This is a genomic window from Pedobacter puniceum (assembly GCF_009674685.1).
Classification (GTDB): domain Bacteria; phylum Bacteroidota; class Bacteroidia; order Sphingobacteriales; family Sphingobacteriaceae; genus Pseudopedobacter; species Pseudopedobacter puniceum.
This window is the reverse complement of record NZ_WKJI01000003.1, coordinates 339434-354830: the sequence shown is the minus strand read 5'-3', so window position 1 is coordinate 354830 and position 15397 is coordinate 339434. Positions and strand designations below refer to the sequence as shown.

Annotated in this window: 10 protein-coding genes and 1 pseudogene; 1 reads left to right on the top strand and 10 read right to left on the bottom strand. The window is 33.3% G+C overall.

Translation table 11 applies throughout. The annotated features are described in order from the left end of the window. Positions 1 to 74: 74 nt before the first annotated feature. Entirely contained in the window at positions 75 to 1712 is a 1638-nt protein-coding gene (locus GJJ64_RS12915; protein WP_229655534.1) for a hypothetical protein, read from the bottom strand. Between the two features lie 605 nt (positions 1713 to 2317). On the opposite strand from GJJ64_RS12915, the gene GJJ64_RS12910 reads away from it, so the two are divergent. Further along, on the top strand, positions 2318 to 2743 hold the full coding sequence (locus GJJ64_RS12910; RefSeq protein ID WP_154288192.1) for an OsmC family protein: 426 nt from the start codon (positions 2318 to 2320) through the stop codon (positions 2741 to 2743). Between the two features lie 84 nt (positions 2744 to 2827). Here GJJ64_RS12910 and GJJ64_RS12905 read toward each other — a convergent pair whose 3' ends face one another. From GJJ64_RS12905 to GJJ64_RS12860, 9 genes and pseudogenes are all read right to left on the bottom strand, one after another. Beyond that, complete coding sequence (locus GJJ64_RS12905) at positions 2828 to 3304, bottom strand: DUF3347 domain-containing protein (protein ID WP_154288191.1); 477 nt, start codon at positions 3302 to 3304, stop codon at positions 2828 to 2830. Positions 3305 to 3312: 8 nt separating this feature from the next. Continuing rightward, positions 3313 to 5748: a zinc-dependent metalloprotease gene (locus tag GJJ64_RS12900; RefSeq protein ID WP_154288190.1), complete on the bottom strand. Its 2436-nt coding sequence runs from the start codon at positions 5746 to 5748 to the stop codon at positions 3313 to 3315. Between the two features lie 14 nt (positions 5749 to 5762). Continuing rightward, positions 5763 to 7187 carry a RagB/SusD family nutrient uptake outer membrane protein gene (locus GJJ64_RS12895; protein WP_154288189.1) on the bottom strand — a complete coding sequence of 475 codons (1425 nt, stop codon included), beginning with the start codon at positions 7185 to 7187 and terminating at the stop codon, positions 5763 to 5765. Between the two features lie 52 nt (positions 7188 to 7239). Continuing rightward, the gene (locus GJJ64_RS12890) at positions 7240 to 10824 is read right to left on the bottom strand and encodes a SusC/RagA family TonB-linked outer membrane protein (RefSeq protein WP_154288188.1); all 3585 of its coding nucleotides are present in this window, start codon (positions 10822 to 10824) and stop codon (positions 7240 to 7242) included. Between the two features lie 29 nt (positions 10825 to 10853). After that, positions 10854 to 11996, bottom strand: coding sequence for a FecR family protein (locus tag GJJ64_RS12885; RefSeq protein WP_154288187.1), 1143 nt, complete (start codon positions 11994 to 11996; stop codon positions 10854 to 10856). Positions 11997 to 12193: 197 nt separating this feature from the next. Continuing rightward, a pseudogene (locus GJJ64_RS16945) lies at positions 12194 to 12799 on the bottom strand (RNA polymerase sigma factor). Between the two features lie 137 nt (positions 12800 to 12936). Further along, the gene (locus GJJ64_RS12870; protein ID WP_154288184.1) at positions 12937 to 13467 is read right to left on the bottom strand and encodes a dihydrofolate reductase family protein; all 531 of its coding nucleotides are present in this window, start codon (positions 13465 to 13467) and stop codon (positions 12937 to 12939) included. A 103-nt stretch (positions 13468 to 13570) separates the two neighbouring features. Further along, positions 13571 to 13756 (bottom strand): histone H1, encoded by a 186-nt coding sequence (locus GJJ64_RS12865; protein ID WP_154288183.1) that lies wholly within the window; start codon positions 13754 to 13756, stop codon positions 13571 to 13573. 265 nt (positions 13757 to 14021) lie between these two features. Further along, on the bottom strand, positions 14022 to 15263 hold the full coding sequence (locus GJJ64_RS12860) for an aminotransferase class I/II-fold pyridoxal phosphate-dependent enzyme (RefSeq protein ID WP_154288182.1): 1242 nt from the start codon (positions 15261 to 15263) through the stop codon (positions 14022 to 14024). Between the last annotated feature and the right edge of the window lie 134 nt (positions 15264 to 15397).

Below are 15397 nucleotides of genomic sequence, written 5' to 3'. Positions count from 1 at the left end.
GTTAAAATCCTGCAAATGAAAATTTTGTAGGATTTTTTGTTTAAATTACAATAACACTTCTATCACCAAAAAACTTACTCCTTATTCACTTTCACATCCCTAAACATATAAGTATTATCACTTACTCTTAAAGGTTTGCCGCTCAAAATATTAAGGTTTTTGATGTTTACTTCTTTGGTTTTCACATAAGGAAATTTTTCTTGGTAAGCCCCATCTACCATCTTAGGATTGAAATTCGCGAAAATTGCAGGCCCTTCATAATCTGTTGGATATTTTGAATCGTCAATACGAAGATTTTCTATCGTGATTTTTTCTGGCATATAGCAAGTGTAACCAAAATCATGCTGACCAGAATAAGCCCCTCCTATTAAACTAGCGAGTTTAATATTAGATGGTTTAAAAGTACAATTACGAATAATAAACTCGCCTTCCCAAGTACTACCATAATCAGGTCTTAAATTAATTAAATGTCTTGAAGATATGGTAGAGTTTTCTACTAAAAATTTGCCGCTCCCGATAGCATTAATACCTTGATGACCTAATTTAGAATTCCTGATGGTTGCATTTGCCACGCCCATATGCGCATCAAATCTTGAAAAAGAACAACCATCATACAACAGGTTTTTACAATAGTTAGAACCTAGTAAACCCCAATAAGCACTATCGTTAATATCATTAGTTTGACTGCAATTGATAAAAGAAATATTTAAAGCTTTGTTAACAGAAAGATCATAAGTACCCATAGAAACCGGAACTCCAGCAGCACCTATAGTTGTATAAACTTTATGGCCTGTAAGAAGCGTATTTTTTACGGTCACATTTGCACAATCACCAATATTAATAAATCCACCGTAGGGTGCTCCGGTTTCACCTTCGCCTGTAATACGGTGTTCTAAACCTTCTACCACAACGTTAGAACGTCTAATAGAAATCCCTCTGCTGTAATAGTTATATTTAGAATTTTCTTTATTAGCAATAGTAGTAAATCGCCCGCCTTTTAGGGTTAAAGTAGTACTATCCATTGGAAGAGCCGTGATATCTGTAATGGTATTGAAATCCCAAATAATAGGAGCGTTTAAATCTACATTTCCATTCTTATCTACAATAAAAATATCTGTTTGTGCTTTTCCATTATTTTGATTGGCCCCAAAACGAATGTATTGCTTTACTGTAGCATTGGTTACCGTAATTAAATGTGTACTATTGAATTTTAAATCAATTTTCTCTTGATTTTTTTTAAGCGAAGTTATCCCTTTTAATTTAAATGGCTTAAGCATTGAGCTTACCATAAAAACAGGAAGATTTCGATTTTCTACTTGGGTATCATCTATGATAAAAGACGCATCACCAAAATCTGTATTGGTCTGAATAAGTGCAGTACGCCCTTTTCCACTGATATAGTATTTTGCCTTACTATTAGCTTTTACAGGAATTTGATATTGATTAGCAAAAGCATGAGTTGCGGCTATGGCATCTATATCATCGGCTTTACCATCTCCTACAGCACCGAAATCGCTATAATTTACCAGTTTATTTTTTTGAAATTTTTGTAAATCTTGCGGAGAAACGTTAATCAGTAATTCTCCGTTTTCAGTAATGCTTACTTCTGTTTTACCATTTTTTGATGTTATGGTTGCACTTGTGTTTTTGGTTTGACCGTATGTTAAACTAAAAGAAAAAAACAATAATATTAGTAGACTGTACTTCATCATGATTTTGTTATGTATTTAGGTTTAATAAGTGATTTAAAGCTTTTTGACTTTAATGTTTAAAAATAGTTTAAATTTTGGGATTTGAGAGGTATGCTTTGTTTTTCTATTTTTTCTTCTAGCAGATTTTCTTCCGATATGGAAATAATTAAGGAGTTACAAGTTTTTAAGTCTATTTCTTATAAAAAAATCTTTACAAGATAAACTCGATTAACAGCTTTTGTAAAAGTTAGAAGAGCAAAAAAGTACCTATTACAAAACCTTTTGTTTAGGATTTTAATTAAGTTTAAGCACAATCCCGAAGGGATGAAAATACTATTATCACCTTTGAAAATTAAAATTAACCCTGAAGGGGTGAAATAAACACAACCTGTCTTTGATAATTTGGAATAATCATATCACCCCTTCGGGGTTTCCTAAACAAGTATAGTCCTGTTTTATAATAATATCAGCCTTTCAGGCTTTTACATCAAACAAAAACATTACTTAACAAATACAGCTTTTGCTTTTTTAATACTCAAATCATTCACCTTAACAAAACAAACCTCTCTTGGCTAAATATTTGATGGCTAAACCACAAACAGTCTATTAAAATCAAAAATACAGTTATGAAATTTACAAGAAAAGCATCTGCTAACTGGAGAGGTACAGGAAAAGAAGGAAGTGGAAACATTAGTACAGAAAGTACTGTCTTAAATAACGCTCAGCTATCCTACAAAACTCGTTTTGAAGATGGCATTGGCACCAATCCTGAAGAATTAATTGCAGCGGCTCATGCGGGCTGTTTCACTATGCAACTAAGTTTTTTAATCTCTGAAGCAGGTTTTACACCAGAAAATCTAGACACTGTAGCTCATGTACAATTTGAAGACGGCAGCATCAACTTAATTACCTTAGAGCTTAGTGGTGCTATACCTGGCATATCTAATGAAGAATTTGAACAATTAGCACAAAAAGCAAAAGAAATATGCCCTATCTCTAAGCTTTTAGATACAGAGATTCATCTAGTCACCACACTACAAGAATTATCTTAAACAGGAAACGCAACTTTTAAAGCTGCGTTTCCTTACCCAATATACTAACTATTCATTGGGCTTCACTAACACTTTATTGTTTTATCAATTTGAGGTAGCAATAACTGTCCCACAGCCTAACATATTTTTAGGATAATATGGGTTTTTGATTTCTTTAGAAAGACTAAGCCACTTAACACCCGTCATTGGGCATCTTTGCAGGTAAAGTATTGAACCTTTGGTTTTATTTACCAATGGCCATATTTCTGCCGAAATACCTTCAAAATACTGTCTTTGTAAGTTAATATTTCCTGTTTTAGATAAGGATGCAGCATACTTAACTATTTTGGCTTTCGCCGAGTTTAGCTTGGCTAAAGTATCAGGATGATTAGCTTTAACAGGCATGTCTTTAAGCAATTTACTAAGTTGCGCACTTGATACCTTGGCAGCTAAGGAGTCTGAAACTACCAACTGGTCTTTTAGTTGTAGGTAAGCATTTAAAGCTCCGGATTTTACACTTTTATCTTGTGCCGATACTATTTGTGTAGCAAATAAAAAGGCTACGAATAAGATTTTTTTCATGTTGATACTTATTTATCTTCTTTAGGATTTAAAATTTTATCGATTTCTTTAATACAAGCCTGATAGTGTAACTGATCTAATTTATTACTTGAGCTAAGTGTTTGAATATGATTTCTCAACTTCATAGCGTGTTCTTTAGCATAAAGTGGTACATCACTTTTAAAAGTAAAACCAGATTCTTTCATATCCTTTACTTCTGGATTTACCAAAACTTTTAACCTGTCTATGTATAACCGTTGGAAAGCTCTTCTATATACAGCCGCCTCTTCAACGCTCTCTTTCTTCCAAATAATTGGGATTAAATCATTCAAATATTCATCTGCCGGATATTTAGCTTCAGGAGCTGTTGGCTTACTGATGTTAATAATCATGCCTCCGCTTAAAAGCATATTGATGATTTGTCCTTGTATTTCTGGTATTCTTTTTAATGGATCGGCTTCTATTTTTGAGCTTATAGTTTCTGGAAACAACCATAAAGGTGAGTTAAATAATTGGGTATCTAAATAAGATAAACCTTCTTTCACCATACTTTTAGGGATGGGTGTAAAAACTGGTCCTTCTTGCTCGTAAGTTTTTAAATTGATGTAATAATTACCAAAATTCTTCATCACATGATACAAGTATCTAGAATATTGAGTAACCACCTGCTTATGCATACGTTCTAAGTTGGTATATAAATTACCATCCTCATAAGTCCACTGTGGTAGGTTTTCAACCACTCTTTTTAAGTTTTTAATACCGTAATTGCTTGCTTTAATGGCATTATCTCCTAAATCCTCACGTTGCGAACGTGGGTCGGCATCTTTACCTTCTCCACCAAACCATAATTTGGGATTTTTCTTTAACCTCTCTATCGTAAGCTTATTCAAAATTTTAGTTTCCTCCTCTAATGGCTTATAAAACCTGCGGTAACCCCATTCTATAGCCCATTTATCATAAGCACCTATTCTTGGGAAGATACCTTTAGGACCTATTTGGTCTTCTGGCTGCGCTACATAATTAAAACGAGCATAATCCATAATAGAATTGGTATGTCCATTGGCTTCTACCCATTTCTTATCTCTTAATAACTCTACTGGAGTTTGGCTGCTAGCGCCCATATTATGTCTTAAGCCTATGGTATGACCAATTTCATGGGATGATACAAAACGAATTAACTCGCCCATTAATTTATCATCAAAAACCATTCTTCTAGCTCTTGGGTCTAACGGACCAGCCTGTATCATATACCAATCGTGTAAAAGGCTCATCACATTATGAAACCAACCAACATGGCTTTCAATAATTTCTCCACTTCTAGGGTCGCTGATGCGAGGGCCATAAGCATTTGGAGTCTCAGAAGCATAATACCTAATAACAGAAAAACGAGCATCTTCTAAACTCATGGTAGGGTCGTTCTCAGGCCATTCTTTAGCAATAATAGCTTTCTTAAAACCAGCAGCTTCAAAAGCCTCTTGCCAGTCTTCAACCCCAGCCATTAAATAAGGTCTCCATTTCTTAGGTGTTGCAGGGTCTATATAAAATACAATTGGATTTTTAGGTTCTACCAATTCGCCTCTCAAATACTTTTGTATGTCTTGCTCACGAGGCTCTAACCTATAACGTTGTATAAACTCGGCACTTTTACTGCCTTGGTCATCATCATTAAATGTGAGAATTTTATTAGCAAAATAGCCAACACGCTCATCAAAAAAACGCTTCATCATAGGTACTTTAGGCAGCAATACCATAGAAGTATTAAGCTCTAAGGTGATATTACCGGTTAAAGCACCAGCCCCTACCGGTGATGAACTCGCATTATAAGTTTTGGTTGTTCTTACTTCCAGATTAATAGGATAAGCATGAATACTATTGATGAAAGATCTATCATCAGCTAAGCCAGATAATTTTTTATCCGTTTTGATACTCGCGGCAAGCGAAACAACAGCATTATCTTTTTTGAAAAAATCAGTCACCTCTATAACATGTCTGTTATTTTTAGGATTAACAGTTTTAATATCAAAAGCGGCTACAATAGGGTTTAACCTTGATGCAGAAACGGCTCTGTAAATAGCTTGTGTAGAGTCTTTACTTTCTTGCTTATAAACTTCTGATCTGATAAAAATTCTGTTATCTGGAGCTTTTTCAAAATAAATAGTTTGCTCGTTCACTTTCTCTCCTCCAAACAAACCAAAACCTTGTGGGGTAGCGGTTAATCTGGTAATGGTTAAGATAAGTCTGTTAAACAAGCTATCTGGTATTTCGAAGAAATATTTACCGTCAAAATTTTTAACGGTAAATAATCCTTCTGTTGTAATAGCTTTATCTGGAATAATGTCTTCGTACTTCTTTTTTCCTTTTGTGCTGGTACTTGTTTTTGTACTATCACTTTTTATTTCTACACTTTGTGCAAAACCAATTTGAGTTAAAAAAGAGAAGAAAACGATGCTGATGATTAATCTCATGTATTGTTTATGGGTTAAAATGGTAATTTTTCGTCTGTATTAAGCCTCAAATTAGGATTAAGTTTCATCGCATTTAATGGGAATGGAATGATATATAATCTTGAATTTGGTGCTAAAGTATAAGTTTGTTTAGGCACATCTGTTCTGATAACCGGATACGTTCTTGTTAAAGTTTTAGCATACTCTGGCTCATTGTTTAAACGCTTTAAATCAAAGAAACGATTAAAACCAAAAAGTAGTTCCTTACGTCTTTCGTTCACGATTAACTCCATAGTAGCTTTTCTTGTTGCTGGAACATCTAAATTAACAGTTCCAGAAAGAATTCTTTTTGCTCTTAATTTATTAAGGATAGCAACAGCATCAGTGAAATTATTTTCACGAGCGTAACATTCTGCTAACATCAAATGTACTTCGGTTGTTTTTAAGCCTACTGTACCATAGAAAAACCTATTAGCTCTTATATTGTAATATGCTGACCCTGCTAATACATCAGCAAGGCCTGAGCTGTTACTAACAAAGAATAAATTAAACCTAGCATCATTGTTTCCAAATAAATTTCTTAATTCTGGGCTAATGCTATTGGTATATGCAAAATTCATTTCTGTATTACCTGTCATATACATATAGCTTAAAATCTCTGGGTTATTAGGCGGCACAATAGCTATAGCGGTAGGACCTCCTTTTTGAGCATAATCTACTAAATCAAAAATATCATCTTTATAACTTAAAGATTTTAAAGCAGCCTCTTTGGCTTGTGCAATTTCTCTTTTAAATAAGTGTACTTTAGCTTTTAAAGCATATCCGAAAGCTATATTTGGATGGTATGGACCAGCTGGGTTTTCTTGTAAGAAAGGAAGTGCTTCATCAATATCCTTTTGAATAAATCGATAAACTTCTTCTACAGTAGATTTTTTAGGTTTTGCTTCCAAATCGTACTTATCCATGATACAAATACCGCCATCTGTAGCAGCTGTTCCTGGGTCATAAGCTTTAGCATAAACATTAACCAATAAAAAATGATCAAAGGCTCTTAAAATTTTAGCCTCGGCTTTAGCTAAATCTTTAATACGTTGTTCACCATCGGTAAAATCGATACCAGAAATAATAGTATTCCATCTATTGATGTAAAAATAAGCTCTTTCGTAAAATGTTGATGCCGTAAGTAATGAAACCCTATCAGCTTGCTCATCAAAGGTAAAATTGATGATGTTGATATTTTTATTTTGCCCAATTACGTCAGCCTCTCTCATCCATTGGTCGTCTACCAAATACTGAAAATTACCATTAAAATAAGCTCTGTTAGGAAAAGACACCAATCTATAATAATCTTCAGTTGAATTTAAGATGACAGCACCTGTTGGGGTAATATCTGTATATTTTTCGCATGATGGAAGTAAAGCCATTACAACCAATGCAAATGCTAATATTTTATTCTTCATTTGTTTAATTTTATTTTCTAATGATGATAAAGCAATCATAATTGTTTTATAATTAGAAAGTTACGTTTACACCTATTAAAAATGATTTTGGAAGCGGAATGCTATAGCTACCAGAGTTTAACGAGTAAGTTTCTGGGTCTATATCATCACCAGCTGCACTAGCATACCATAAATTATTAACCTGTCCGGTTAAACGGGCAGAAGCTAAACCTACTTTTGTAACCATCGTTTTAGGTAAACTATAAGACAGTGAAATATTTCTTAGCTTAATGTAATCGGCAGAGAAAACATTTATATCCGCTGCCCTAAACTGAGAGTTAATAGTATTGATATTGCTAAAAATATGAGTAGTAATAGGATAATCTGCTGGTAATCTTGGTGTTGTACCATCGCTAACAGCTATGTTTGCTGCTCTAATACTATTGATATTATCTGGAACCGGATTTTTACGTAATTTATTCCCTCCTGAGTATATAAATAACATTCCTAACTCAAATTGCTTATAAGCAACTCTTTGAGAGAAAGAACCATTAAACTTAGGGATTAATGTTCCTAAATTCACCAATGCTTTGTTATCATTTATTGATTTAATAGTACCCGCAATAGGCTGCCCATTAGCATCAAATTGTATACTTGGATTACCATTTTCATCTAGGACATAAGGATAACCATTAACTATACCCCCATAACGGAAACCGTAAAGACTACTAAAAGCATCATTCTCAAAAAAGTTAGAATTTGGTGATTGGATATAAGAAAAAGGAGTAGGTATGGCTTTATTTACATCTTCTATCGTATTTTTATTATAAGCATATACCAAAGTAGAGCTTAATTTCCAATCTTTAGTTCTTAACCATTCGCCACCTAAAGTAATCTCAATCCCTTTATTTCTTAACGCACCATTATTTAAAATAATACTAGTAGTACCAACAGTTGGGTCTAACTCTGTACTCACAATCAAGTCTGAGCTATATCTATTATACAAATCTATATTACCAAATAAACGATTTTTGAATAAAGCAAAATCAACACCTAGGTTGGTAGTAGCTGTTTTCTCCCATCTTAACATAGGATTGGCTAAATTGGTTAAATCTAAGAACTGTAATGATGGGAATAACTGATCGTTCCTTAATCTAAAAGTTGCATATCTGCTAGTACTTCTATCAGTTCTACCATTTATACCATAACTACCTCTTACTTTAAGCATTTCTAACCAACTGATATTGCTTAGGAAATCTTCATTGCTGGCATTCCAGCCTAACCCAACCGACCATAAAGGTCTGCTTCTATCGTTAAACTCTACCCCATAAAGGTTGGTTTGGTCTATACGAAAACTACCTGTAAGGTTATACTTATTTTTGAAAGTATAGCCAGCATTGGTATAGAAAGAAACATATCTATTTTTAGATTCTTCTTGAGTTCTTGGCGCAACACTTAAAGTTTTTCTACCCCCATAAATATAACTTGGTAAACCTGTTATACTTAATTCATTTTCATTGATGATGATTGAAGAAAGCGTAACAGGGTCATATCCATAACGGATATCTTGAACAGATCTTGGTGTAAAAGTTTGTCGCATCTCAAAACCTGCTATAGCATAAATAGCGTGGGTACCTTCATCAAAACTTTTATCTAAATTTAATTGATTTCTAAAAGTATAAGCATTTGATGCTCTATTTAACTGCTCAAACCTTCCGCCAACAGGCAAACCATAAGTATAAGTATTGCTAGCAAAATTAGTTAACGCATTTGCAGCGCTACGTACTTTATAAGAGTTAACATCTAAATAAGTCTCTCGTCTTGTTTCATTTAACTCGTATTGAAATTGAGTGCTGTAACTGATAGCTTTGGTGATATTAAATTGCAAATTGGTAAAAGCTCTTAATCCAATTCTTTTACTATTGGTTACGCCTTCATCTAAAGCATCTAAAACATTAAAACGTGTAGATTTAAAAGCAGGGGTTGCATTTAAAATTCTTGCAACAGCACCATTTATAGGGGTAGCTCCTGCAAAGCTATCACCAAAATTCACATAGTCTGCCTGTTCTCTATTCCCATTTTCGCCAATAATACGCTCGTAACGGTTCTGTAGAAATATGTTATTGTAAGAACCATCTGTATCATCAGCCAATTGATATTGACCATTTAAACCAACCGTAATATCTAACCACTTTTTAGGTTTAAAACTGTTTTTAAAATATAGGTTATAGTTCTCGTTATTATTACCTATAACACGTTCTTTACCTTTATCGTAATTAAAAGATACGAAAGTATTACTCTTTGTATTTCCAGTGCTTAAAGAAATATTATAACGTTGTCTAAACTCGTTTTGCCAAACTTGATCTCTATACTCTTGCATATAGTCATTTTTAGCCCAATTGCTTAAGGTTTGGTCTACCGCAGCCTGACTAAATAAACCAGCATCTCTATCTCTATATAATTGATATAAAGGAGAGTAATACCTAATACTTCCGTTAGCTACTGTACCATAAGATTGGAACATCGCTTCTGTAGTAGCAAACCTAGACCTTTCTTGATTGTAAAGACGAGTTTCATAGTCTATCACCTGCGCTGTAGATGCTAAGCCTAGCAAGTCTAAATCTGGTTTGGTATTGATAAAGAAATCTGAGTTTACAGAAATTTTTGTAGCTCCTTGGGCTTTTTTAGTAGTTACCACAATAACCCCATTAGCAGAACGAGCACCATAAATAGAAGCTGCCGCCCCATCTTTTAGTACTGTTACAGATTCAACATCATAAGGGTTAATTTGGTCAAGTGTCAACTCTGTAGGTAAACCATCAACCACAATAAGCGGATTTGTATTTCCTTGCTCAATAGAATAAGTACCTCTCCCTCTTAGTTCTGGTTGGTCGGCACCTAACCCATTTGGGTTTTTATTATAAACTAAACCTGCTACCCTACCCTCTATAGCGCTTAGTAAATCTACGTTGATGTTTTCATTTAACTTTTTCTCGGTTAAAATAGTAGCCGCAGCTGTAGAACGCTCTCTGCTAATGGTTTGATAACCATTTACTACAACAGCGCTTAATTCTTCTGCATTAACCTGCATTTGTAAAGAAACATAAGCCGGATTTTTTGCTACAGAACGCTCTTCCGTAGCATATCCTAAATAGCTAAATACCAAAACAGATGGATTTTCTGAAAGATTAATAGAAAAATTTCCATTAGCATCAGTAAGAACAAAATTATTGCTGCTCTTATTTTTAACTACTACACCTGGTATAGGTTGCTTATTTTCATCTATTACCAATCCTTTAGCGGTAAAACTTTCTTTAGTTGATGCTTTTTTAGGAACTATTACAATAGTATTTTCTGATAGTGTGTAACTAAATGTCTGATTTTGAAAAACAGCATCTAATATTTGATTTATACTAGCACTGTTTACTGTTATAGTCACTGGTTTTGCTTGCTGTAAATAGCTTGCGTCAAAAACAAATTGATAATTGGTTTTTGATGTGATTTCAGCTATAACCGTTTTAAATGGAGTGTTTTTAAACTCGAAACTATAAGTTTGAGCGTTTGATTTTAAAGTTACTAAAACTAAGAATAGCGGCACTAGTAAGAACTGCAAACATAGTTTAGTAGTAAGTGAATAGGTTTTGTGGGTTTGTTTCATATCATACGTTTTGGTTAAATTTTAATTCTTCATTGTTCTATGCTAAGTTTCCTCCCTTCAAGCTTGAATTTCACATCGGTAGTAAGTGATATCATTTCTAAAACTTTCTGCATTTCTACATTTCTATTAATTTTCACGTATAGATTTCTTTCTGGTAAACTATTATAGTCTACTTCTATGTTATACCATCTGGAAAGTTTTTGCATCACTACTTCAAACGGTACATTGTTAAATAAGAATAAATTATTTGTCCAGGCGGCAGATTCTTCTGTATTCACATCAGAGATAGTTAAACCACCCTTATTAAATAAAGCTTGCTGATTGGGTTTTAAAAGATTGGTTTTGATGTTACCCGGGTAGTTTATAGCAACGCTCCCCTCTAATAGCGTAGTTTTTATTCCTTTATCTTCCGGATAATTACTCACATTAAACTTGGTACCCAAAACTTTCACCTGCATACCATTAATATCTACTATAAAAGGTCTTTTAGGTTGATGCGCAACTTCAAAATAAGCTTCACCATCTAACTTTATACTTCTAGTATTGCCTCTAAAACCCGCAGGAAAATATAATCTAGATTCTGAGTTTAACATCACCTTCGTTCCATCGCTCAGCGTAACTTTATATTGACCGCCTCTTGGGGTTTTAATGGTTTGTAAAGCAACTATCTCTGTACTATCTGCACCTTCATTAATATGATATGTGATAGAACCATTTTTATGATGGATGATAGAAATACCTTCCTGTCTGTAAATTTCACTTTCACGCTTATCATTCAGAGGAATTTTTTTACCATTTATTTCTAATAAGGCTATATTTTTCCCAGGCTCAATAGGATTTATGTTTTGAGTTTTAGGATAAAATAGATAAGCGGCTAAGCCTACCAAAACTAAAACCGCAGCAACTCTTAAATAAGTAGGAATAACAAAACGCTTACTTTCTACAACAATAGCTTGCTCTTGTTCTATTTTACGGATGATTTGTAAACGTAGACGCTCTAAATGTTGTTGTTCTTTAGGTTTAGTTTGCTCTTGATCCGATAAAAAAACCTCTTTTATCTCATGCTTAAGAGATGCTTCACTTTCATTTTTAAAGTGCTCCATCAGTTTTTCAAGCTCTAGCTTGGTGATGGTATTAGATAAGAATTTACGGTAAAGTGCTTTAAATTTCATACTATCTTAACATGATATATTCTTAAATACGCTCGAAAAGAAAAAACACACTATTGCTATTGCATATTTTTTTAAAAAAAATTGATTTCAGGAAAGAAATAGCTTCTAAAAGAAATAATCAGCCATATAAAACACAGAATTTAACTCCATAATGGGCTAAAAATCTATTTGTAACTTAACAAAACTGATAGAAAGAATTATTTTTCGAGATATAAACCAATGCAAATCATCAAAAACTCTTGAGAATGCAAAAAAATATACTCTTTAATGCTTTTTGTTGCCGCCACCAATTGATTACTTACAGTAGATGGGCTTATCTGTAAGATATCTGCAACTTCTTTATAGCTCTTGTCCTCAAATTTACAAAGCTTAAAAATTTCTCTTCTTTTAGGACTAAGCGTTTCTAAAGCTGCATTCAAGATAGCATTGCGTTCTTTATTAAGGAGGTAATCTTCCGTCTCTGAATAAAGGTTCGCAAAGCTTTCTATAAAGTAATCCTGCATTTATTTATCGTTTGCAAGTTTGCGATAATAATCATAAACCACATTTTGGGCAATGGTATAAAGCCAAGCTTTAAAAGATTTATCGGGGTTGATGTTGGCCCTGTTTGACCAAATTTTAAGAAATATATCCTGAAGTAATTCATCCGCAATATGTTCATATTTAGTCATCAAAAATATTTTTTGATAAATAAGACTACTATACTTCTGGTAAAGCAAATTGAAAGCATTTTGGTCTCCCTTAACCAAATCTTTAACTAGCTCACGCTCATCATCACCAGAAGCTTCAACAATATGAGACATATAATTAATAGAAATATTCTCGCTAAATAAGGAATAAATAAGATAATAAAGACTATCCTAAGTTGTAAATCCTCAATAATTAAATAAAGGACTTAAATTTAATGATAATTTAAAATTGAAAAGAAGAAGTATGTAAATTATACTCCTTGTTTTACATCATACCAAAGTTGCACTAAACCAGTTGGGTAGGTTTCACTTTTTTTAAATTTCAACTTTTGTTCTAGCCTACCATTTTTAAACAGACTTTTACCACTTCCTAATAAATGCGGTATGATAGAAACAATAATTCTATCAATCAATTGGTGTTTCAATAATTCATCTACAATCTCTGCTCCTCCATCACAGTAAATATCTTTCCCTTCTTGCTGCTTTAATTCATGTATTAAAGACACAACATCATCTCGGTACCTAATATTTTGTTTATCGCCTTTTCGCTGTCTAGACATCACATATATTTTTTTATCTGGATACAAGAGGTTATCACCAAAAGTTAAAACCTTATCATATGTTTTTCTTCCCCATACTACCGTATCTACAGTATCCATAAAAGCTTTATGTCCATAATCTTCTCCGGCAGACTCTACCATAGTTAGAAAATCAATATTATCGTCTGCTGTAGCGATGTACCCATCTAAACTCATAGCAATGTATAAATTAACTTTTCTCATAAACAGTTGGTGTAATTATAAACAGATGTAATTTTAAAAAATTGCTAAACAAAAAAACCCAAAAACATATGTCTTTGGGTTTTATGAATAAAGTTTTGGTTAATTATTTACCAGCAGCTTTATTTTTAGTTTCTTGAACTTCTAAACGAATAGCTTGAGCTAAGTTTTTTAAGTCTTGCATTCCTTTTCTTACTCTTGTACCAGCAGCGCTGTTACCTTTGTTGTAAAATTTGTCTGCATCAGCTTCTAGCTCTGCTACTAATCTTTTTACTTCTTCGAATTGTTTCATTTTAAAATACTCCTTTTTTTATTTATGATGGTTAGTAATATTGTTTACTTATAGCTAATGTATAATGTTTTTTTGTAAAAAAAAATATTATACGAGCTAATTATGCCCCTTAAAATGGTTTTTTTTCCACAAATACTAAGGTTTTAACAATTCACTAAAAACATTTTTTTTATAAAACCCTCACAAACAACAAGATACGCAAAAGTAATTAAACAAAAATGCCTCTACGTTTATTGTAGAGGCATTTATACATTTTTGATATTTTTTAAGCTTCAACAGCCTTTTTTTCTTTGTACAGGCCTTTATTAAGCTTATCTCCAACCTCGCTGAATGCGCTTAAAGTACGTTCAACGTCTTCTAAAGTATGCATAGCTGTTGGTATCAATCGTAGCATAATTAAACCTTTAGGGATAACCGGATATACTACAATAGAGCAGAAAATACCATAATTTTCTCTTAAATCCATAGTAATAGCGGTAGCATCTGATAGTTCACCTTTCAAGAATACAGGCGTTACCACAGAATCTGTATTACCAATATCAAAACCTCTTTCTTTTAAACCTTTTTGTAAAGCGGTAGCAATAGTCCAAAGTTTATCTTTTAATTCTGGTTTGCTTTTTAATAGCTCTAAACGCTTTAATAAGCCCATTACCATTGGCATAGGTAAAGATTTAGCAAAGGTCTGAGAACGCATGTTGTAGCGTAAGTAATTGGTAATTTCTTCTGTAGAAGCTACAAAAGCACCAATACCTGCCATAGACTTGGCAAATGTTCCAAAATAAACATCTACACCTTCTATACAATTTTGATGTTCATGTGTACCAGCACCAGTTTTACCCATAGTACCAAAACCATGAGCATCATCAATTAACAAACGGAAATTAAATTCTGATTTAAGAGCTACTACTTCACTTATTTTACCTTGTGCACCAGACATCCCAAATACACCCTCGGTAATTACTAAAATACCACCTCCAGATTGCTCTGTAAGTTTTGAAGCTCTTTCTAGTTGCTTACGCAAGCTATCCATATCATTATGTTGATATACGAAGCGCTTACCCATATGCAAACGAACACCATCTATGATACAAGCGTGAGACTCTGCATCATAAACAATAACATCATTTCTATCTACAAGGGTATCGATAATAGATACCATACCTTGATAGCCATAGTTTAACAAGAATGCATCTTGAAAACCAGTAAACTCTGCTAATTGCTTTTCTAATTCCTCGTGGTTATTAGAGTTACCAGACATCATTCTAGCCCCCATAGGATAGGCCATACCATAATCAGCAGCAGCTTTTGCATCAGCTTCTCTTACTTCAGGATGGTTAGCTAAACCTAAATAATTGTTTAAGCTCCAAACTAAATGTTCCTTGCCTCTAAATTTCATATGAGGTGCAATCTCTCCCTCCAATTTCGGAAAAGAAAAGTAACCATGAGACCATTTTTGGTGTTGACCAAGTGGCCCCATATTCTTAGCTATCTTATCAAAAATATCCAATGTGATGTATTTTTTGTGTGTTATTAAAATATTAATTTGTTGCAAATTTACTTTAATTCATTGATAAACAAAACCTATTAGCGCAATGAATGAAATATGGCATTAAAATTAAAAAGCCATCCCTGTTACAGAAT